Source organism: Bradyrhizobium sp. MI1.11, assembly GCF_055811255.1.
Genome location: NZ_JBVVPM010000001.1, coordinates 256,541 through 277,601 on the forward strand (window position 1 = coordinate 256,541; position 21,061 = coordinate 277,601).

General features: G+C 64.7%; 17 protein-coding genes. 14 read left to right on the plus strand and 3 right to left on the minus strand.

Annotation, left to right across the window (positions count from 1 at the left end; translation table 11 throughout):
• The first annotated feature begins 108 nt into the window (after nt 1–108).
• The 4 genes from AC0L30_RS01175 to AC0L30_RS01190 are packed head-to-tail and all read left to right on the plus strand — an operon-like array spanning nt 109 to nt 3,386.
• The gene (locus AC0L30_RS01175; protein ID WP_007593739.1) at nt 109–987 is read left to right on the plus strand and encodes a branched-chain amino acid ABC transporter permease; all 879 of its coding nucleotides are present in this window, start codon (nt 109–111) and stop codon (nt 985–987) included.
• A complete protein-coding gene (locus AC0L30_RS01180; RefSeq protein ID WP_007593738.1) occupies nt 987–1,970 on the plus strand; it encodes a branched-chain amino acid ABC transporter permease in 984 nt (327 codons plus the stop codon). The genes AC0L30_RS01175 and AC0L30_RS01180 overlap by 1 nt, the downstream gene beginning before the upstream one ends.
• The gene (locus AC0L30_RS01185) at nt 1,967–2,698 is read left to right on the plus strand and encodes an ABC transporter ATP-binding protein (protein ID WP_007593737.1); all 732 of its coding nucleotides are present in this window, start codon (nt 1,967–1,969) and stop codon (nt 2,696–2,698) included. The genes AC0L30_RS01180 and AC0L30_RS01185 overlap by 4 nt, the downstream gene beginning before the upstream one ends.
• Nucleotides 2,682–3,386: an ABC transporter ATP-binding protein gene (locus tag AC0L30_RS01190; protein ID WP_007593731.1), complete on the plus strand. Its 705-nt coding sequence runs from the start codon at nt 2,682–2,684 to the stop codon at nt 3,384–3,386. Before AC0L30_RS01185 ends, AC0L30_RS01190 begins: the two co-directional genes overlap by 17 nt.
• A 963-nt stretch (nt 3,387–4,349) precedes the next feature.
• On the opposite strand, the gene AC0L30_RS01195 is transcribed toward AC0L30_RS01190, so the two are convergent.
• Entirely contained in the window at nt 4,350–4,775 is a 426-nt protein-coding gene (locus AC0L30_RS01195) for a universal stress protein (protein WP_007602088.1), read from the minus strand.
• A 70-nt stretch (nt 4,776–4,845) separates the two neighbouring features.
• Nucleotides 4,846–5,379 (minus strand): SixA phosphatase family protein, encoded by a 534-nt coding sequence (locus AC0L30_RS01200; protein WP_219682799.1) that lies wholly within the window; start codon nt 5,377–5,379, stop codon nt 4,846–4,848.
• Nucleotides 5,380–5,588: 209 nt separating this feature from the next.
• On the opposite strand from AC0L30_RS01200, the gene AC0L30_RS01205 reads away from it, so the two are divergent.
• The 9 genes from AC0L30_RS01205 to AC0L30_RS01245 all read left to right on the plus strand — a co-directional run bounded on the left by AC0L30_RS01205 (nt 5,589) and on the right by AC0L30_RS01245 (nt 19,792).
• Nucleotides 5,589–7,088 (plus strand): NAD(P)/FAD-dependent oxidoreductase, encoded by a 1,500-nt coding sequence (locus tag AC0L30_RS01205; protein WP_473403630.1) that lies wholly within the window; start codon nt 5,589–5,591, stop codon nt 7,086–7,088.
• Between the two features lie 56 nt (nt 7,089–7,144).
• Nucleotides 7,145–7,657 (plus strand): peptide-methionine (R)-S-oxide reductase MsrB, encoded by a 513-nt coding sequence (gene msrB / locus AC0L30_RS01210; protein ID WP_219682797.1) that lies wholly within the window; start codon nt 7,145–7,147, stop codon nt 7,655–7,657.
• A gap of 292 nt (nt 7,658–7,949) precedes the next feature.
• Nucleotides 7,950–10,232, plus strand: a complete 2,283-nt coding sequence (locus AC0L30_RS01215; RefSeq protein ID WP_007602095.1) for a flagellar hook-basal body complex protein — start codon at nt 7,950–7,952, stop codon at nt 10,230–10,232.
• Nucleotides 10,233–10,267: 35 nt separating this feature from the next.
• Entirely contained in the window at nt 10,268–12,151 is a 1,884-nt protein-coding gene (gene flgK, locus AC0L30_RS01220) for a flagellar hook-associated protein FlgK (protein WP_007602097.1), read from the plus strand.
• Nucleotides 12,152–12,172: 21 nt separating this feature from the next.
• On the plus strand, nt 12,173–14,551 hold the full coding sequence (locus AC0L30_RS01225) for a flagellin/flagellar hook associated protein (RefSeq protein ID WP_007602098.1): 2,379 nt from the start codon (nt 12,173–12,175) through the stop codon (nt 14,549–14,551).
• 71 nt (nt 14,552–14,622) lie between these two features.
• The gene (locus AC0L30_RS01230) at nt 14,623–15,405 is read left to right on the plus strand and encodes a hypothetical protein (protein WP_219682796.1); all 783 of its coding nucleotides are present in this window, start codon (nt 14,623–14,625) and stop codon (nt 15,403–15,405) included.
• On the plus strand, nt 15,395–17,044 hold the full coding sequence (locus AC0L30_RS01235) for a sugar phosphate isomerase family (protein WP_473403631.1): 1,650 nt from the start codon (nt 15,395–15,397) through the stop codon (nt 17,042–17,044). Before AC0L30_RS01230 ends, AC0L30_RS01235 begins: the two co-directional genes overlap by 11 nt.
• 1 nt (nt 17,045) lies before the next feature.
• Nucleotides 17,046–18,299 carry an ATP-grasp domain-containing protein gene (locus AC0L30_RS01240; protein ID WP_473403632.1) on the plus strand — a complete coding sequence of 418 codons (1,254 nt, stop codon included), beginning with the start codon at nt 17,046–17,048 and terminating at the stop codon, nt 18,297–18,299.
• Nucleotides 18,296–19,792, plus strand: coding sequence for a pyridoxal phosphate-dependent decarboxylase family protein (locus AC0L30_RS01245; protein ID WP_473403633.1), 1,497 nt, complete (start codon nt 18,296–18,298; stop codon nt 19,790–19,792). Before AC0L30_RS01240 ends, AC0L30_RS01245 begins: the two co-directional genes overlap by 4 nt.
• Before the next feature lie 72 nt (nt 19,793–19,864).
• On the opposite strand, the gene flbT is transcribed toward AC0L30_RS01245, so the two are convergent.
• The gene (gene flbT, locus AC0L30_RS01250; protein WP_473403634.1) at nt 19,865–20,290 is read right to left on the minus strand and encodes a flagellar biosynthesis repressor FlbT; all 426 of its coding nucleotides are present in this window, start codon (nt 20,288–20,290) and stop codon (nt 19,865–19,867) included.
• Between the two features lie 322 nt (nt 20,291–20,612).
• On the opposite strand from flbT, the gene AC0L30_RS01255 reads away from it, so the two are divergent.
• A partial coding sequence (locus AC0L30_RS01255) for a flagellin N-terminal helical domain-containing protein (RefSeq protein ID WP_473403635.1) occupies nt 20,613–21,061 on the plus strand: 449 nt, incomplete at its 3' end.

A 21,061-nucleotide genomic window follows, 5' to 3' on the forward strand; every position in this document is an offset into this window, starting at 1 on the left:
TGAGGAGCGGGCGCAGCCCGCGTCTCGAAGGACGAGGGCTGGGCCATCCTTCGAGACGCGCGCGGTGCGCGCTCCTCAGGATGAGGACGTAGTTGGGGGGACAGACTTTTGACAGCCCAAACCATTATCCAAAGTCTCGCGAGCGGCCTCCTCATGGGCCTGCTCTACGGACTGATCGCCGTCGGCCTCGCGCTGATCTTCGGCCTGATGGACGTCGTGAACTTCGCCCATGGCGAGTTCTTGATGATCGCGATGTATGTGAGCTTCTTCCTGTTCACGTTTTTCGCCATCGACCCCTTGCTGTCGGCGCCGCTGGTGGCCGCTGCCCTGTTCGTATTCGGAGCGGTGGTCTATTTGTTGATCGTACGCTTCGCCATGCGGGCCAAGGCCAATGCGGGCATGGTGCAGATCTTCTCCACCTTCGGCCTCGCCATCGTGATGCGCGGCCTCGCGCAGTTCTTCTTCACGCCGGATTATCGCAGCGTTCCGCATTCCTGGCTCGGCGGCAAGACGATCTCGATCGCCGGCGTCTTCCTGCCGGAGCCGCAGCTCATGGGTGCGCTGGTTGCGATCCTGGCCTTCGCCGGGCTCTACTTCTTCATCCATCGCACCGATTTCGGGCGCGCGCTGGAGGCCACCCGTGAAGATCCCGGGGCGGTGGCTCTCGTCGGCATCGACAAGAACCGCGTGTTCGCGCTCGGCTGGGGGCTTGGTGCCGCGCTGGTCGGCCTCGCCGGAGCGATCATGGCAAGCTTCTTCTATATCTACCCCGACGTCGGCGCGTCCTTTGCGCTGATCGCCTACGTCACGGTCGCGCTCGGCGGCTTCGGCAGCGTGTTCGGCGCTTTCGCCGGCGGGATCATCGTCGGCCTCGTCGAGGCCACCACCGCGCTGGTGCTGCCACCCTCGCTGAAATCGGTCGGCATTTACGCCGTCTACCTGCTGGTCGTCTTCATCCGGCCGCGCGGCCTGTTCGGATCGATGTGATGGACAAGGATTTTGCCGCGCGGCGCCGCCGCGACCTCATCATCGCCGCGGTGCTGACCGCCCTGGCGGCGCTCGCTCCCCTGTTCATCAAGGACGTCTACGTCCAGAACATCCTGATCCTGACTTTGATGTATGCGGCGCTCTCGCAGAGCTGGAATATTCTCTCCGGCTATTGCGGACAGATCTCGCTGGGACATGCGCTCTATTTCGGCATCGGCGCCTACACCACCGAGCTGCTGTTCACCAAGTTCGGCGTGCTGCCATGGTTCGGCATGCTCGCCGGCGGCGCAGTCGCGGCCGCAATCGCGATGGGGCTCGGCTATCCCTTCTTCCGCCTGCGCGGCCATTATTTCGTGATCGCGACCATCGTCATCGCCGAGATCGGCTTGCTGCTGTTCCAGAATTGGGAATGGGCGGGGGCCGCGATGGGGATCACCATTCCGGTGCGCGGCGACAGCTGGTTGAAATTCCAGTTCATGCGCAGCAAGCTGCCATACTTCTATTTCGCACTTGTGCTGTGCAGCCTCGCCTGGTTCGTCACCTGGTGGCTGGAGGACTCCAAATGGGGCTTCTGGTGGCGCGCGGTGAAGGACAATCCGGAAGCGGCCGAGAGCCTCGGCGTCGTCGTGTTCAACTCCAAGATGGGCGCGGCTGCCGTCTCCGCTTTCCTCGTTGCCATCGGCGGCGCCTTCTATGCGCAGTTTCTCGCCTATATCGATCCTGAAAGCGTCATGGGGTTCCAGTTCTCGCTGCTGATGGCGCTGCCGGCCGTGCTTGGCGGCATCGGCACCCTCTGGGGGCCCGTGTTAGGGGCGGCGATCCTGATCCCGATGACGGAGCTGACGCGCTCCTATATCGGCGGATCCGGCCGCGGCGTCGACCTCATCGTCTACGGCACGCTAATCGTGCTGATTTCGCTCGCCCTGCCGCAGGGTCTGGTGAGCCTGTTCTCTCGTGCGAAGCGGAAGGGAGCCACGCGATGACCCCACTGCTTGAAACCCGCGGCGTCTGGCAGCGTTTCGGCGGCCTCGTCGCCAACAGCGACGTTTCGATTTCGGTCGGCCGCGGCGAGATCGTCGGTCTGATCGGCCCGAATGGTGCCGGCAAGTCCACGCTATTCAATCTCATCGCCGGGGTGCTGCCGCCGACGCAAGGCTCGATCTGGTTCGACGGCGAGGATGTCACCAGCATGCCGGCCGCCGAGCGCTGCCAGCGCGGCGTCGGGCGCACCTTCCAGGTCGTCAAGAGCTTCGAGACCATGACCGTTATCGACAACGTCATCGTCGGCGCTCTCGTGCGCAACACCGTGATGCGCGAGGCACGCCGCAAGGCGCATGAGGTGCTCGAATTCACCGGCCTTGCCGCGCGCGCCAACGTGCTCGCGAGCGACCTCGTGCCGGCCGAAAAGCGCCGCCTCGAAGTCGCGCGCGCGCTTGCGACGGAACCAAAACTTCTGCTGCTGGACGAAGTCCTCACCGGCCTGACGCCGACTGAGGCGCAGACCGGTGTGGCGCTGGTGCGCAAGGTGCGTGACGCCGGCATCACCGTGCTGATGGTCGAGCACGTCATGGAGATCGTGATGCCGCTGGTCGACCGCGCCATCGTGCTCGACCTCGGCAAGGTGCTGGTCGAGGGCAAGCCCACTGAAATCGTCCGCGATCCCAAGGTGATCAGCGCATATCTGGGAGATCGTCATGCTGTCGGTGCGTGAAGTCACGACCGCCTATCAGGGCCTGGTCGCGATCTCCGCGGTCTCGATCGAGGTCCAGAAGGGCGAGATCGTCTGCGTCGCCGGCGCCAACGGCGCGGGCAAGTCGACACTGCTGAAATCCATCGCCGGTGCCGAGCGCCCGCGCTCGGGCACGGTGACGTTCGATGGCAAGCGCCTCGACGGCATGGCGCAGCACCACATCACCGCCACCGGCATCGCCTACGTGCCGGAGAACCGCCGACTGTTTCCGCGCCTCTCCGTGCGAGACAATCTGCGCCTCGGCAGCTATCTCTACCGCGGCGAGGCCGACCGCGAGAGTCCGCTCGATCTCGTGTTCCAACTGTTTCCGCGTCTCTCCGAGCGCCTGGAGCAGCGCGCCGAGACGCTCAGCGGCGGCGAGCAGCAGATGCTCGCCATCGGCCGCGCGCTGATGACGCGCCCGCGGCTGTTGATGCTGGACGAGCCCTCGCAGGGCATCATGCCGAAGCTGGTCGACGAGATCTTCCAGGCCGTGAAACGCATCCGCGACGCCGGCATGACCGTCTTGATCGTCGAGCAGCGCATGGCGGAATGCCTGGAAATCGCAGACCGCGCTTACATCCTGCAAACCGGCCGCGTGCTAATGCAGGGCGCGGCAAGCGAGATCAAAGGCAATCCCGACGTGCGCAAGGCGTATCTGGGGCTGTAGCTACAGGCACACTGCCGTAGCCCGGATGAGCGAAGCGATATCCGGGGCAAGCGTTCCCGCATGTCGCTGCGCTCATACGGGCTACGATTGCGGGGGCTGTAGCGCCAACCGTCATTGCGAGCGCAGCGAAGCAATCCAGAATCCCTCCGCGGAAAGACTCTGGATTGCTTCCGCCTTCGCTGAAGCTTCGGCGGACAAGTCGCTGCGCTCGCAATGACGGCGTTTGTGGGTAGCACTGTCGCTACTTTAGCTCGCGCTTCCACCGCAGACACAGCTTCGCATCCTCGCGGCTTGTTTCGCCCGAGCTTTGCTTCGTCGCCTTGCCCTCCTAGAAAGAGGGCGCAGGGAAGAACGGGCGCCGGCTGGCACCCGCGATCCACTGTGCGAAATTGCAGTAAGAAGTCTGCACAGCGGCATACAGGTGAAGCCAAAACGTCCGGCCTTCCCTGCGCAGCGGTTTTACGGCTTATGCCGTGCTCTCCCCGGGGAGCGATGCACTATTGCCCCCGTCGCCTCATGGATCGCTGATGCTGCGTGCCCGGTCGGGCCGCCACATCACCACAAGACTTGACGCACAGACCCCGGGCGTCAGGACGACACGGTTTTGCCGTACGCGGATCACACCGGTCGTGTGCGCGACGCCTTCGCTCACGGTTGCCCCCCCTGCGAAACCATTCGCGCCGGTGTTTCCCAGCGTCCGCCGCCACCCGGCCCGCGTTCGTGACGATCGCGATAGCCCCTCTTCCTTGGGCCGGGTTGCCGCGACACATACGTGATTTCCGAATTTCGGTAAAGTGGAATATTTTTCGCGGCGCGCATTGACCTGCAGTTCGGGTGTTTTGCCCGACGGGCAACGCGATATCTTGTAGCCCGGATGGAGCGCAGCGCAATCCGGGATTCCATCCGTGCGGGCACAGCGGCTCCGGATTGCGCTGCGCTCCATCCGGGCTACGAACAGAGCCCTCAGTGCCTTACCACCAGCACAGAGCATTTTGCATAGCGCACGACGTGCCCGGCATTGGAGCCCAGGAAATAGGTGCGCATCGCCGGCCGGTGCGAGGTCATCACGATCAGCTCGGCCTTCATGTGCACGGCTTCCTCCAGGATCTCGTGATAGATGCCGCCCTGGCGCACCACGCTGGAGATGCGGGATGGCTCGATGCCGGACTCGCGTGCGACGATGGCGAGGGCTTCTTCCGAGGTCTGGCGTTGCTGTTCGTCGAAATCGGCCGGCACGTATTCGGCCAGCATCACCGGCGTCATCGGCAGCACGTTGAGCAGGCGCACCACGCCGCTCCAGGTCTGCGACAGCGTTGCCGCGGTCGCGATTGCCGGCTTGGCGAGATCGGTGTCGGCGAGGTCGATGGGCACGAGGATGGACTTGAACATCTGCGCCTCCAAATCTTTCAGTCAGGACGTCTTGCCGGCACGTCGCGCGATCAACCCGATCGAAGCAGCCTTAACTTCGAAGCAGCTTTGGACTGACGAACAACACCAGCTTGCCACGGCGGTAAGCCACGTCACCCCAATCCTTGACGTCAAAGTCGAAGATCGCAAGCCCCGACGTGGGCAGGTTGTCGGCGAGCGCCTTGGCGGCGGCCGGATCGCCTCCGCCCGTCAGCATCAGGGCGATCTCGTGCATGCCCGGATTGTGGCCGACCAGCAGCAATTGCCTCGGATCAGCCGGAATGGTTGCAGTGCGAATGGATTCCAGGATCTGGGCGGGATCGGCGGCGTAGAGTTCCGGCAGGACCTCGACCTGCGGCGCGGCGACGCGGTCCTTCATGGTCTCCCAAGCAATGTCCCAGGTCTGCCGAGCCCGGACGGCATGCGATACCAGTACGGCCTCGGGAAAGGGGGGATGGGAGGCCATCCAATCGCCGATCTCGGCGGCATCCTTGTGGCCGCGGTCGTCGAGTCGGCGGTCCTGGTCACGGCCGCTCGGCGCGTCGGTCTCGGTCTTGGCGTGACGCAGCAGCAGCAAACGGCGCATGGCATTCTCGAATCGTTACGCGTCCAAGGATAATCTGAGAGGATAATCTACAGGCGCCGGTTGAGGACAAGGTGACAAGCGGCCGCTCGGTCTTTTAAAGCGCGATGAGATTAGGGCGAATCGTCATCGCGCTTTAGGTTATTGTTTGGAGCATGGTCCTTTCGGAAAACCGCTGCACACCTTTCCGGATCATGCTCTAAGAAAACGACATGAGCGAGACTTTCACAAGCGTGTCCCAGGAAGAAGCCGGCTTTCGCGACCGGGCGCGGCTGTCGTTCGACCTCGATGCCGATATCTGCGTCATCGGGGCCGGGCTTGCCGGACTGTCCATCGCGCTGGAGGCGGCCCGGCTGGGGGCCAGCGTCGCGGTGCTTGAGGGCCGCCACATCGGCTGGAACGCTTCCGGCAATCAGCTCGGCACCGTGATGCCGGGCTTCGCGCTGCCGCTCGCCGAACTGATCGAGCGCATCGGCTTCGAGGACGCGCGGGAATTGTGGACGCTGTCGAAAGCGGGCGCCGAGTTCGTCCGGGCCAACGCCACCGAGGAGAACATGCCCGGGATCCGCCCGACCGACGGTGTGCTCGAGGTCTCCAACGTCGATGCCGGCGACCGGCTGATCAGCCGTTTGCAGATGCTGAACGAGGATTTCGACACCGAGGCCGAGGGCTGGCAGGTTGATCGCGTCCGCGAGGTGCTCAAGACCGATCACTACTTCCACGGCGTCTACTATCCCAGGGCGTTCCAGGTCGACGGCCGCAAATATGTGCATGGCCTCGCGGCGCTGGCGCGACGGGCGGGAGCGCGCATCTTCGAGGATACGCCGGTCGTCAGCATCGATCATTCCGGCATCCGCAAGCGGATCGTCACGCCCTCGGCGCGGCTGCGCGCCACCCATATCGTGCTCGCCGGCAACATCCATCTCGGCGCGCCCTTGCGGCGCCTGTCGGAGACGCTGCTGCCGGTCTGGCGCTATGCCGGCATCACCGCACCGCTCGGCGAGCGCGTGCACGAGATCATCGCCTTCAAGGGATCGGTGAGGGATTCCGACGGCGTCGATCACTTCCGGATCGTCGACGGCGACCGGCTGATGTGGGAAAGTGCGGAGACCACCTGGGCCGCACGGCCGCAGCGCTTTGCAGGCGCCGTCAGGCGGCGGATCCGGTCGATCTTCCCTCAGTTCGGCAATGTCGAGATCACCGACATGTTCGGCGGCGCCACGGGCCAGACCGTGCATGGCATGCCGCAGATCGGCCAGTTACGCAAAGGCCTGTGGGTGGCCAGCGGGTTCGGCCGCCAGGGCATGAACACCTCGGCCATGGCCGGGCAGATGATCGCGCGCAGCATCTTGTGGGGCGACGAGCGCTGGAAGCTGTTCTCACCGTTCGAGCTGGTCTGGGCGGGGGGAACGACGGGGCGGGTTGCCGGCCAATTGGTCGGAATCTGGGGCAGGGCGAGTTCCGCCGCCGCAGGCTCGCTTGCCCGCTATCGTGAACGTGCCAGGGTCAAGGACCGGGAACGCGAGGCGCGGCTGGCCGAAGCCAACCGGGCCGCGGGCACCGGTCCGCGCCGGCCGCCGTCAGGCGTCAGGCCGCGGCTTGCCCAGCCGCCGAAAACTGGGTCCAACGCGGTCGAACCAGCCCCGGAACCGGCCTCGCGCGACGACAGCGTCTCGCAAGAGACCCGAGAAAAATCCCGCCCGGAAGTGTAACGTTAGCCGCGAGAGCCCGTATCTCAGGGCGTAGACGCTCCCGCATGGAGAATGAGATGTTTGACCGCCGCATCCTGTTGACGACTGTCGCCGGCCTGTTCGGCCTTGCGGCCTTCCGCTGGCTCAGAGCATCGCCCGCGGAGGCTGGAGAGAAAGCCGCGCAAAAATTCGAGATCGAGAAGACCGACGCCGAATGGCGTGCCCAGCTCACGCCGCAGCAATATGAGATCCTGCGCAAGGAAGGCACCGAGCGGCCGGGCTCCAGCCCGCTGCTTGGGGAGCACCGCAAGGGCGTTTTCGCCTGCGCCGGCTGCGACCTGCCGCTGTTCGCCTCCGACACCAAATTCGAGAGCGGCACGGGCTGGCCGAGCTTCTACCAGCCGATCGAGGGCAATGTCGGCAAGACCGAGGATCGCACCTTTGGCATGCTCCGCACCGAGGTGCATTGCCGGCGCTGCGGCGGCCATCTCGGCCACGTCTTCGACGACGGTCCGAAGCCGACCGGACTACGCTACTGCATCGACGGTTTCGGGCTGGTCTTCCACCCCGCGGCGGCGTCGGCGACGTAAGGCGTCGCTGGAGCATTCCGGAGCGATGCATGAGCATCGAATTATGGTGCGCAATTGCGCACCTGAGAATCTCGAGATTCCGGGTTCGGTCTTGTGGACCGCCCCGGAATGACAGGCAAGTACCGGCAATTGTTGCCGGTCCCGGCAATTGTGCCCCGGTCATCAGACCGGGGCTTTTTCATTAAGCCATTGATTTTTTGAGAAAACCCGCATTGGCATAGCCCTTGCGACAGTCTCCTCCGACTGCGGCCATGGTCGACCGGCCGCCGAGATCGGATCTGGAGACAAAGTTATGGGTATCTTCGATGCAATGAACACCTCGGTGGGTGGCCTGCAGGCGCAGTCCTACGCGCTGCAGAACATTTCCGGCAACATCGCGAACTCATCCACCACCGCCTACAAGGGCATCGGCACCAGCTTCGTCGATCTCATTCCCGACTCATCGGTCCCGAGCAAGCAGGTCGCGGGCGGCGTGACCGCCAACGCCAAGGCCACCATCACCACGCAGGGGACGATCTCGGGCTCCAGCGTCGCCACCAACATGGCGATCACCGGCGACGGCTTCTTCTCGATCCAGAAGGCGACGGGCGTCGTCGACAACGCGCCGGTGTTCAGCGGCGTCACTTATTACACCCGCCGCGGCGACTTCCAGCTCAATGCCAACGGCAATCTGGTCAACGGCGCCGGCTACTATTTGATGGGCGTCACGGTCGACCCGAAGACGGGCAACCCGCAAGGCAACGTCGCGACAGTCCTGAAATTCCAGAACAACTTCATCCCGGCGCAGGCGACCACGTCGATCCAGTACGCGGCGAACCTGCCGACCCAGCCGAACACCGTGGCGAGCACGACGGCGGCAACCAAGACGCTGCTGGCGGCCGGCGGACTGAACCCGTCGGACTTCGCGGCCAACCCGCTGCCGGTCGGCACGCCGCCTCCGCCGTATGCAAACGCGACAACGTCCGGGGCTGCTGCAACCGGCAATATCCGTTCACCCTACTCGTCGACCACCGCGACGGGCGCAGTTGCGCTCCAAAACAACTCCTCCGCCGTGGCATCCACGAACACGTCTTTGAATAGCGCCGCCGGCACCCATCTCGCCTCCACCACTCTCACCCAGCTGGTCGGCCAGACACTGGTCGTCAACGGTCACAATATCGTCTTCGATGGCAGCTTGACCAGCACGCCCGACGGCCTTGGCGGTACCGCGATTGGTCTCGGCGTGGGTACGACCACAAAGGTGTCCGACATCATCACCGCTATCCAGTTGGCCGGCGGCCCCGGCGTTAGCGCCTCGCTCAACGCCAGCGGCAACATCGTGATCTCCAGCGGCACCAGCACCGACGTACCGGTTGGTAGCGGCCAGGCGGCCACGGCGCTTGGCATCAGCAGCGTAACGCGCGGCGGCAACGTGCTGTCCTCGCCCGCGATCTCGGGCGCCACCGTGCTGAGCGGCGCGGCGGCGGCCGGCGGCGCCGAGGTGCTCACATCGGGCTTCCAGGCGGGGTCAGTAGGTCCGCCCGTGGTTCCTCCCGACACGATCACTGTCAACGGTCAGACGCTGACATTCATGGCCTCCGGCGCATCAGGCCCGAACCAGATCAATATCACGGATAACATCACGATGCTGCTCGGCAAGATCGACGCTCTCGCCGGTGCAACGGGGTCGTCGGTCAGCAGTGGCGGCGTGATCACGCTGAACACCGGCACAGCTTCCAACCTCTCGGTGGCGAGCTCCAACAGCGCAGCCTTCGCCGCGCTCGGCTTCACCTCGACCATCGCCAAGAATCGTGACGGTGGTGGCGTTGCCGGTACCGGCGGCGTGATCGGCAATGACATCGCCACCTTCACCAAGGAATCGATCAGCGGTGGCGCGGTGACCGCCTACAACGCGGCCGGCACGCCGGTGAACCTGCAATTGCGCTGGGCCAAGACCGACAGCGCCTCGCTGGGCGCGGGCCATGCCGATAGCTGGAACATGTTCTACCAGACCGACCCGAATGCGACCGGCACGACCGTCGGCTGGGTCAATACCGGCCAGGCCTTCACCTTTGCCGCCGACGGCTCGCTGACCTCGCCGAGCGGCTCGGGTATCACCATCAACAACGTCAGCGTCAGCGGCCAATCGCTGGGCTCGGTCTCTTTCAATATCTCCTCGGGCGGACTGACGCAATATGCCAGCACCAGCGGCGCGGTCACCATCAACACCATCACCCAGAACGGCTATGCCGCCGGTCAGCTTCGCTCGGTCGCCGTCAACAACAACGGCCTCGTGGTCGGGACTTTCTCCAACGGCCAAAACCTCGACCTCGCACAGGTCTCGTTGTCGCACTTCAACGGCACCAACTACCTGAAGGCGCAGGACGGCGGCGCTTACTCAGCGACCGAACAGTCCGGCGCCGCGATCGATGGCGCTTCCGGTTCGATCAGCGGCTCGTCGCTGGAAGGCTCGAACACCGACATCGCCGACGAATTCACCAAGCTGATCGTGACCCAGCAGGCCTATTCGGCCAACACGAAGGTGATCACGACGGCGAATACGATGGTGCAGGACCTCTTGAACGTGTTGCGCTGATTGGGGCGTGACGTAACCAAAGGCGGCAAGTCAACATGGGTTTGAGTTCAGCCCTCGCCAGTGCGATGAGCGGTCTGCGTGCCAATCAGGCTGCGCTCTCGATCGTTTCCTCGAACGTCGCCAACTCGCAGACGCCGGGTTACGTCGTCCAGACGCCGAACCAGATCGAGGTCACCACCGGCGACTTCGGCTCGACGGTGACGACGACCGGCGTCAGCCGCGAGCTCGACACCTATGTGCAGAAGCAGCTGCGCACCGAGACCGGCGGCGGCGGCTACGCCGACCAGATGGCCAACATTCTGAAGCAGCTTCAGAATGTCTATGGCACGCCCGGCAACAGCGGTACGCTCGAAACCGCGCTGAACAGTTTCACCACGGCGCTGCAGGCGTTGTCGACCAACGCGGGCTCGTCGTCGGCGCAAACGGTTGCGCTCGGCGCCGCGCAGACGCTGGCGCAGCAGCTCAACCTCACCACCAAGGGCATCCAGTCGCTGCGCTCCAACGTCGAGCAGGATCTCAGCACCTCGGCGATAGCTGCCAACGCGGCGATGCAGCAAGTCGCCGACATCAACTCCAGACTCCAGGGCCTGTCGGAACACGACCCCTCGGCTGCGACGTTGATGGACCAGCGCGACCAGGCCATCAATAACCTGTCGAAATATGTCGACGTCCACGTCACCGTCGACGGGTCCAATCAGGCCAACATTTACACCACCACCGGTATCCAGCTGGTCGGCGCCGGGCTGGCCTCGCAATTCACCTTTGCGTCCGCCGGTGCGCTGTCGGCGACTTCGCTCTACAACATCGATCCGGCCAAATCCGGCGTTGGCGCGTTCAACATCAAGCTCCCGAACGGATCCTCGGTCGACGTCGTCGCCAACAGCGTGGTGTCTTCGGGCCAGATCGCGGCCGATCTGAAGCTGCGCGACCAGACGCTGGTGCAGGCGCAGAACCAGATCGACCAGTTCGCCGCAACGATGTCGAGCGCGTTGTCGGACAAGACCACGGCCGGCAGCACGGTCACCGGCCCGCCGGCCGGCTTCGATCTCGACCTTGCCGGGGCGGCGCCGGGCAACAGCGTCAACTTCAGCTACACCGACACGACCACCAACACGAAGCGACAGGTCACGCTGGTCAACGTGACTGATCCGGCGGCGCTGCCGCTGCAGAACCCCACCAACGCCAATCCGATGCAGATCGGGGTGAACTTCTCCGGCGGCATGAGCGCGATCGCCTCGGCGCTCAACACCGCGCTTGCCGGCTCGCATCTGTCGTTCGCCGCCGCCCCGTCGCCGGCGACGGCCACCACATTGCGGGTGACCGACGACAACAGCGGCCTCGCCAAGGTCAATTCGGCCTCGATCACCAAGACGATCTCGTCGCTGACCTCGGGTAATCCGCAACTGCCGCTGTTCACCGATGGCGGGCAGGCGCTCTACACCGGCGCGATCACGGCATCGGGTTCGCAGATGACCGGCCTTGCCGGACGCATCGCCGTGAATACGCAGCTCGCCACCGACCCGACCAGGCTGTCGGTCTACAACACCTCGCCGGTGACGCCCACCGGCGACACCACGCGCTCGGACTATCTCTATTCGCAGCTCACCTCGGCGGTGTTCTCCTATTCGCCGCAATCCGGTCTGGGCTCGGCGAGCCAGCCCTTCACCGGGAGCGTCTCGAACTACCTCCAGCAGTTCCTGAGCGTTCAGGGCAACGCTGCGACCCAGGCGACCGCGCTCCAGCAGGGCCAGAGCGTCGTGGTCTCGACGCTGCAGGCCAAGTTCAACTCGACCTCCAGCGTCAACCTGGACTCGGAGATGTCGAACCTGATCCAGCTGCAGAATGCCTATGCCGCCAACGCCCACGTGATGTCGGTGGTGCAGAGCATGATGAATACGCTGCTCCAGGCTCAAGTGTAACAAGTAACAGGGCTCTGAAACATGTCGATCAGCAGCATCAACTATTCCTCGTCGGTTCTCGGCTCGCAGATCCGCAACATCAACCAGCAGCTCACCGACCTGTCGACGCAGCTCTCGACCGGGAAGCTGTCGCAGAACTATTCCGGGATGGGCACCAACGAGGGCTTTGCGATCGCCGGGCGCGCGCAGATCTCCAACATCGCTGCCTATACCGACACGATGACCAACGTCAACGTCAGCATCAACCTCGCCAATACGGCTTTGCAGTCGCTGACCACGATTCGCAACACGGTGCAGACGGGCTCGGCCAACACCGCGCAGGATCTCAACGTCAACGGCCAGACGGTTGCGCAGAACACTGCGGCTGCGCAATTCGGCTCGATGGTCGGCGTTCTCAACACGCAGTCGGGCAACCGCTATCTGTTCTCCGGAACCGCCTTCAACACGCCGTCGGTCGCGAATGCCGGCGACATCATCAACGGCACCACGACGCAGGCGGGCTTCAAGACCGTCATGGCAGAGCGCCAGGCCGCTGACCTCGGCGCCAACGGCATGGGCCGGCTGGTGCTGGCGGCGCCACAACCGACGCCGAGCTCGGTGAAGGTCTCTGAGGACGCCGCCGTATCGCCATTCGGCCTGAAGATCGCCGCAGTCTCCTCGACGCTGACCGGCGCGACGGTCACCGGCCCGAGCGGCTCGCCGGTGTCGTTCTCGGTCGACCTCAACGGCGTCAACCCGAAAAATGGCGACAAGCTCAGCGTGCAGTTCACGCTGCCCGATGGCTCGACCGAGCAGATCGACCTGACGGCGTCGACCGCGACGCCGACGCCTGTCGGCAGCTTTGCCATCGATGCAAGCGTCCCGGTCAATCCGAACAACACGGCGACCAACCTCAACACCGCGCTGAACACCGCGATCAAGAAGCTTGCCGGCACCTCGCTGGTGGCGGCGTCCGCTGTCACGGCCGGTGACAATTTCTTCAATACGGCGGGATCCGCCACCGCGAATGTGGCGGCCACCGGCAATCTGCGCTCCTATACCTCGACGACCGGGACGGGCTCGGTCGCGTTGCAGGACAGCGCATTGGCGGTTGCGTCTACGACCACGTCGCTCGATTCTTCGGCGACACCCCATCTCAACGGGACCATTCTCAACGCGCTCGCCAACGTTCCGACCGGTACCACCCTGACCATCACCGGCGCGAGCGGCGCCCACACGATCACCTTCGACCCTAATGTCACCACTGTCACGACGGCTAGCGGCAATACCACGATCGGATTGGCTTCGGGCAGCGCCGCGAACGTGTCTGATATCTTGAATGCGATCGCGACGGCCGCCGGCATCCCCGCCGCTAACGTGACTCTGAGCGCCAGCGGCAATATCCAGATCGCGACCGGCACGGGCACCGACGTGGCGATCACCGGCGGCTCGGCGGCCACAGCGCTCGGTCTCAGCAGCGTGACGCGCGGCAACGTGCCGTCGACGCCTCCAATCACCGGTTCAACTGTGCTGAGCGGCACTGCGACCGCTGGCGGCCCGGAGGTCCTCTCAGCGGCGTTCCAGGCGGGGTCGGCGGGTCCGCCTGCTGTTAACCCCGATACGATCACGGTGAACGGTCAGACACTGACCTTTGTCGCCTCGGGCGCCGCCGGCCCAAACCAGATCAACATTACCGACAACATCACAACTCTGCTTGGCAAGATCGATCAGATCACCGGCACCACGAAGCCGTCGACCATCCATGGCGGCGTGATCACGATCAACACGGACGATCCCGGGAGCCTCAACATCACGAGCTCGAACAGCACGGCATTCTCGGCGCTCGGCTTCACGACCTCCCCGGTCACGGCGGCAAAGGCTCCGCTGCGCGTCGGCTCTTCCCCCCTCGGCTCGGCGACGACGCTGGTGAACGGCTCGGCCACCACCGTGCAATGGTACCTGGGCAATGACGGCCCCGGCTCGCCGCGCTCCACCGCAATGGCCCGGGTCGACGATTCCGTCACGGTGCAGTATGGCGCGCAGGCGAACGAGGACGCGATCCGCAAGGAGCTGCAGGCGGTCGCCGTGTTCGGGACGTTCTCGACCTCGCCGACCGGGCAGTATTCAGGCGGGCAGGTCGCCGCGCTGAGCGTGCGGGTGACGCAGGCCCTGACCAAGCAGCCCGGCCAGCAGAGCATCGAGGACATCCAGACCGACCTCGCGATGGCCCAAAACACGATGAAGGACGCAGGCACGCGCCAGACCCAGGCCAAGGCGCAGCTCCAGACCATCATCGACCAGGCGGAATCGGCCTCGCCGGACCAGGTCGCGAGCGAGATCCTGTCGCTCCAGAACGCGCTGCAGGCGTCCTACCAGGTGACCTCGAACCTCTCGCAGCTCTCGCTCGTCAAGTTCCTGTAAGGATGCGTTAAGGCGCCGTTAACCATGCCTCTTTACCTCTTGGTGAGGATTGGAGCGAGGCGGAGCCGTCAATGTCGGACACGATGCAGCTGGTGGTGGCGACGCCCTGCTTTGGCGGGCAGGTGTCGAGCATCTATGCGAGTTCGATCTTCGCGCTCCAGCGCGCCGTGCATGGCGTGCCCAATCTCGAGCTCAAGGTGCTGCTGCGCGACGGTGACGCGCTGATCACCCGCGCGCGGGCCAATCTAGCCGCGATGTTTCTGGACGATCCCAAGGCGACCCATTTCCTGTTCATCGATGCAGATATCGGGTTCAAGCCCGAGCAGGTGTTCCGGCTGATCGAGTGCGGCGCGGACGTCGTCGCGGGCTGCTATCCGATCAAGCGGGTCAACTGGGACAAGGCGAAGCGGGCATTCGAGGCCGGCCGCACCGACGTGCCGGCCGCCTCGCTCGACTACGTACTCGAAATCGAAGACCCCGACCGCATTGTCGTGGTCAACGGCTTTACGCCCGTGCGCTACGCCGGCACCGGCTTCCTGATGATCCGGCGCCACGTGCTGGAAACGATGTGCCGCCATCCGGACTATGCGGCCCTGCAATTCTTCCGCGAGCATTCGCACGATACCCTGGCGGGGAGCCAGAACCGGTTTGCCTTGTTCGAATGCACGATCGATGCGGCGACCGGCACCTATCTGTCCGAGGACTTCGCCTTCTGCAAGCGCTGGACGGACATCGGCGGCGAGATTTGGGCCGATATCGAGAGCTCGCTCGATCACGTCGGACCGTCGGTGTTCCACGGCGACATCACCTCGCAATTCGCAGCGGCGCCCGCGGCGGCGGCCGATGCGGCGTGAGCCTTTCGGGATGAGCGCCGGCGCATCCCGTCTGTCAGCCAGCGAGCGCGCGTCCGACGGCGGCTCGCGCTATCGCCTGCGCGACCTCTTCACACCGCTGGATACGCTGCTCGCCTCCGGCGGAGATCCGCGGCTGGCGCTCGATCCGAACGACCGTGTCAACGCCTATGGTTGCGCGGCTTCGCCGGAGCCGGAGCTCTGGAATTTTGCTTCCTCGACTGCGTCGACGATCTCGCAGATGGCCTACGACTGCGCTGCGCTGGCGCGCGAAGAGCTGATGCACAAATGTTTGTTCGACGAGGTCGAAATCGCCTTCGACGCCCGCTGCGAGGACATGCGCGAGGAGCTACGCGGCCACCTTGCGCTCTCGTCGCGCATCGACGTCGTGTTCTCGCCGTCCGGCACGGACTCCCAGCTTCACGCCCTGTTCGTGGCCCGCGCGGTGCTCGGCGCGGCGCCGGTGACGATCGTGGTCGGCGCCGACCAGACCGGCAGCGGAACGCCGCATACTGCACGCGGCCACCATTTCAGCACGATGACAGCAGGCGGCATTGTCGTGCGCAAGGACGGCGCGGTGACGGGGCTGGCCGGCGATAGCATTGCGGTGCCGCTGATCGACATGGTGGCCGGCATTGCGATGCGTACCGATGCCGATGCCGCGGTGCTGCGCGCGGTCGAGACCAGCCTCGCGCAAGGCCGCCGCGTTTTGTTGCAGATCATGGATTCGTCAAAACTCGGTTGGCGCGCCCCAAGCGAGGCCTGTCTCGATGAGATCGCGCGGCGCTGGCCGCGCAAGGTTCAAATCGTCGTCGATGCCTGCCAGGCGCGCATCGGCCGCCGGCGGCTGCGCGCCTATCTCGACCGCGGTTACATGGTGCTGATCACCGGCTCGAAATTCTTCGGCGGACCTGCCTTCAGCGGTGCGCTGCTGCTGCCGAAAGGCCTGTCGCGGTCGATCGACCGGATTGGCGGGATCGCGCCTGGCATCTTCGACTATGCCGGCCGCTGCGACTGGCCGGTGGCGTGGACGACGCTACGCTCGCGCTTCGAGCGCCGGCCGAATTTCGGCCAATGGCTGCGCTGGGAGGCAGCGCTGGCCGAGATCGGCAGCTACTACGCCGTGCCCGGGGCTTTCCGCGCCAGGATGCTGGCCGAGCTTGCGGCCGGCATCGACAGCATGATCGCGTTGTCGCCGTCGCTTCGTGCCGTTCCAACCGCCATCGACAAGTCCGGCGCGGAGGACGAGGAATTCGCGCAAGCCACGATCTTCCCGTTCACGCTGCTGCGCGGCGGTAAGCCGGTCTCGCTCGCCGAGACCAGCGCCGTGCATCGGGCGCTGGCGCGCGACATGGCCGAGGAGATCAGCGGCAGCGCGGCGGACCGGCAAGTGGCCGCCCAGCGCTGTCTCGTGGGCCAGCCGGTCCGACTGGAGCGGCAGCACGGCGCGCCGCAGGCCGTGTTGCGCCTCTGCGTCGGCGCACGATTGGTGACCGAGGCGTGGTCGCCGGATACAATGCAGGCGCAACGCAATGTGCAGCACGTTCTCGATCGCATCGCCCATGTGCTGGTGAAGATCGAGCTGCTGCTTGACCGTGGCGCGGTTGCGGCCGTGCCGGCAAAGTCCGCGTTCGAGGTGTGAGATGCAACATCCAGTTTCCGCGCCGAGCGGCGTGACCGCGCCGAACCATGCCGATCGCATCGGCTTTGCCCAGTTGACGCGCCGCGCCTTCGAGGGCGGCGACCTGCATCCGTTGCGCGAGCGGCTGCTGGCGCGGATCGAGGAGGGAACGGCCGAGGCCGGCGAAGGCCTCGATCTCTCGCTGATTGCCCAGCTTCTCGGCGAGAAGGAGGCCGGGCTGGTGATCCAGACCGAGGTGCTCTCCTTCCACCAATTGTTTCGTACGCCTTGCGCTGCTCCAAAACCCCGGCTGCGCGTGCTCGCGCTCGCCGCTGATATCGACATGGGCGGCAACACGCCGATCGATTTCCTGCTTGAAGACTCCGACATCGAGCTGTTGACGCTCTACGTGGTCAAGGGCATCGGCCTGCCGGAGACTCTGCCCGAGCACGACGTCGCCATCGTGATCGCATCCGATTCCGAGGAGTGCCGAGAGGCGCTCGCGCTGATCGCGAAGGCCGCGCCACACTGGCCGCGACCGCTGCTCAATCGTCCCGATCTCATCGGCAATCTCGATCGCGACAAGCTGTATCGTCTGCTGGCAGGCGTGCCCGGCCTCGACATTCCCGTGACCGCGCCCGCGACGCGCGCGCAATTGTCGGAGCTTTCGCAAGGCAAGATCGTTTGCGAGGAGATCACGGGCGAACTGCGCTTTCCGATGATCGTGCGGCCGCGCGGTACGCATGCCGGCGTCGGTCTCGCGAAGCTCGACGATGCTGGGGCGCTCGCTGCCTATCTCGCCGAGCGACAGGAGCAGGACTTCTTCGTCGCACGTTTCGTCGACTATGCGAGTCCGGACGGGCTCTACCGCAAATACCGTCTCGCCATGGTCGACGGCAAACCCTATGCCTGTCACATGGCGATCGCCGATCGCTGGGACATCTGGTATCTCAACGCCTTCATGGCGTTCAGCGAGGAGAAGCGGGCCGAGGAAGCCGCCTTCATGCTCGAATTCGACCATGCATTCGCGGCGCGCCACAAAATCGCGCTCGACGAAATGAGCAGGCGCGTCGGTCTCGATTACTTCATCGTCGATTGCGCCGAGAACCAGAAGCGCGAGCTGCTGGTGTTCGAAGCCGACAACACCGCCGTCGTGCACAACATGGATCCGCCGGCCGTGTTTCCGTACAAGCCGCCGCAGATGCGCAAGATCTTCGCGGCATTCACGGCGATGTTGTCGCGGCACGCAAGAGCGGGTGAGGAGAGTGCAGCATGAACGAGATCATCCGCAACACCCAAAGCTCTGTCACGCACACTTCGCTCGATCCGCAGGACTGGAGCGAATTTCGCGCGCTCGCCCATCGCATGCTTGACGAGACGATCGATGGCATCGCCAACATTCGCGCGCGTCCGGTGTGGCAGCCGATCCCCGACGGCGTTCGCGCGGCATTCAAGGCCGACGTGCCGCGGGAGGCAAGCGATCTCGCCGACGTCTATCGCGACTTCTCCGAACATGTCGCGCCCTATGCGACCGGGAACGTCCATCCCGGTTTCATGGGCTGGGTGCATGGCGGCGGCACCGCGGTCGGCATGGTCGCGGAAATGCTCGCGGCAGGTCTCAACGCCAATCTCGGCGGCCGCGATCACATGCCGATCGAAGTCGAGCGCCAGATCGTCCGCTGGATGCGCAGCCTGTTCGCCTTCCCGGAAAGCGCGAGCGGCATCTTCGTGACGGGCACGTCGATGGCCAATCTGATGGCCGTGCTGGTGGCACGTACGAGCGCGCTCGGCGCGCTGGCGCGGCAATACGGCATCGGCAATGACGGAGCGCTTCTTACCGCCTATACATCGCAGGTCGCGCATGGCTGCGTCTCGCGGGCGATGGACATCGCTGGGCTCGGCAGCGATGCGCTGCGCAAGATCGGCGTCGATGCCGATCATCGCATGGACGTTGCCGCGCTGCGTGCGCAGATCGCGATCGATCGCGAGGTCGGCTTCAAGCCGTTCCTGGTCGTCGCATCCGCGGGTACGGTCGATATCGGTGCGGTCGACGATCTCAAGACGATCGCGGAGCTGTGCCGAGAGGAGGGGATCTGGTTTCACGTTGACGGCGCCTTTGGTGCGCTCGCGATCCTGTCGCCCGAGCTCGCGCCGCTGCTCGGCGGCATGGAGCTTGCGGATTCCATTGCGCTCGACTTCCACAAATGGGGACAGGTGCCTTATGACGCCGGCTTCCTGCTGGTGCGCGACGGCGAGCAGCATCGGCAAGCCTTTGCGCAGCCCGCGGCCTATCTGCGTCGCGAGGCGAGGGGGCTTGCGGCCGGAGCGATCTGGCCCTGCGATCTCGGCCCCGATCTGTCGCGCGGCTTCCGTGCGCTGAAGACGTGGTTCACGCTGAAGACATTCGGCACCGATCGGCTCGGTGCGGTGATCGCGCGAAGCTGTGCGCTGGCGAAATACCTGGAGACGCGCATTCTCGCTGAGCCGCGGCTGGAATTGCTGGCACCGGTCAATCTCAACATCGTCTGCTTCCGTTACCGCGCTGCCGACGAGGTCAATCGCGAGATCGTCGCCGACATCCAGGAGTCCGGTATCGCTGCCCCCTCGAGCACGACCCTGGACGGCGGGTTTGCGATCCGCGCCGCGATCGTCAATCACCGGACCGAGGAGAGGGATATCGATGCGCTGGTCGCGGCCGTGCTGGAGTTCGGTGCCCGGCGCAGCGGCGGCGTGATCGAGGTCGAGGCACCGCCGCTCGCGGCGCAGTGATGGCGGTTCCTTCAAAACAAAACCGCCCCGGACCTGGTCCGGGGCGGCTTTGTTTCAGATGGTGGGAGGTGCTCAGGCGGCCGAGCTGACTTCGCTCTTGAGATGGCTGGCTTCGTATTGGTCGCGCAGCTTGTCTTCATAAGCGATCAGCTTGCGAGCCTCCTTGAGCGCCCTGTAGAGGTCGCCGCTCATGATGTTGTTGTTGATGCCCTCGATGATCGGCCAGGAGCTGGGCACCGCGGTGACAATGTCGCGCACCAGGTTGAAATAGGTGCCGTGCTGGGTCTGCGGGTCCGGCGAGATGTACATGAGCTGCACCGCCAGATAGACGAGCTTGGCCGGCGTATCGGCGGTCTCCGGCGTGAGGATGTCGCGCTCGCGCAGAATCGGCACGTTCTCGCCGTCGATCAGAAGACGCGCGCGCTGATCCGTGTTGGTGATCACCGAATTGCCGACGATGATGCGTTCGTGTGGTTTGAGTTCGACCTTGAGAGCCATGCCTGTTCTCCATCAACCCTTTTGTAACGAGCCTCGTGCGTGCCCCCGCTGACGGCTGCCGGCTCTGATTTGGGTCCAATCCTTGCTCAATGTGGTTAACGGGTTGTAAACGCCGGCCGCCGTCGCGGAAACGTGAAGGATTTCAAGGCGCTGGTTCCGGGCTAAATTTCGGACTGGCGCCTTCGGACCGGGTTTGAAGGCCTGAAGCAGACAAACCCGGAGTTTCATTTCACGGATTGTTAGAGGCTTGGACGCAACCGTCCGCCCGTCGTTTGATCAATCTCGGTCAGACAGGACGCGTAGCTACCAGAAAGGTAACAGTATGTCCGGTATCGTTCTCTCCTCCTCGGTTCGCCAGAACCTGCTCTCCCTCCAGTCCACCGCCGATCTGCTCGCCACCACCCAGTCCCGCTTGTCGACTGGCAAGAAGGTGAACTCGGCACTCGACAACCCCACCAACTTCTTCACGGCGCAGTCGCTCGACAACCGCGCCAGCGACATCAACAATCTGCTCGATGGCATTGCCAACGGCGTGCAGGTGCTCCAGGCCGCCAACACCGGCATCACCTCGCTCCAGAAGCTGCTGGACAGCGCCAAGTCGATCGCCAACCAGGCGCTGCAGACCACGGTCGGCTATTCGACCAAGTCCAACGTCTCGACCACGATCGCGGGTGCGACCTCGACCGACCTGCGTGGCACCACGACCTATTCCAGCGCGAGCGCTCTGTCGAACGTGCTGTTCTCCGGCGCAGCGGGCGGCGCAACCGCGGC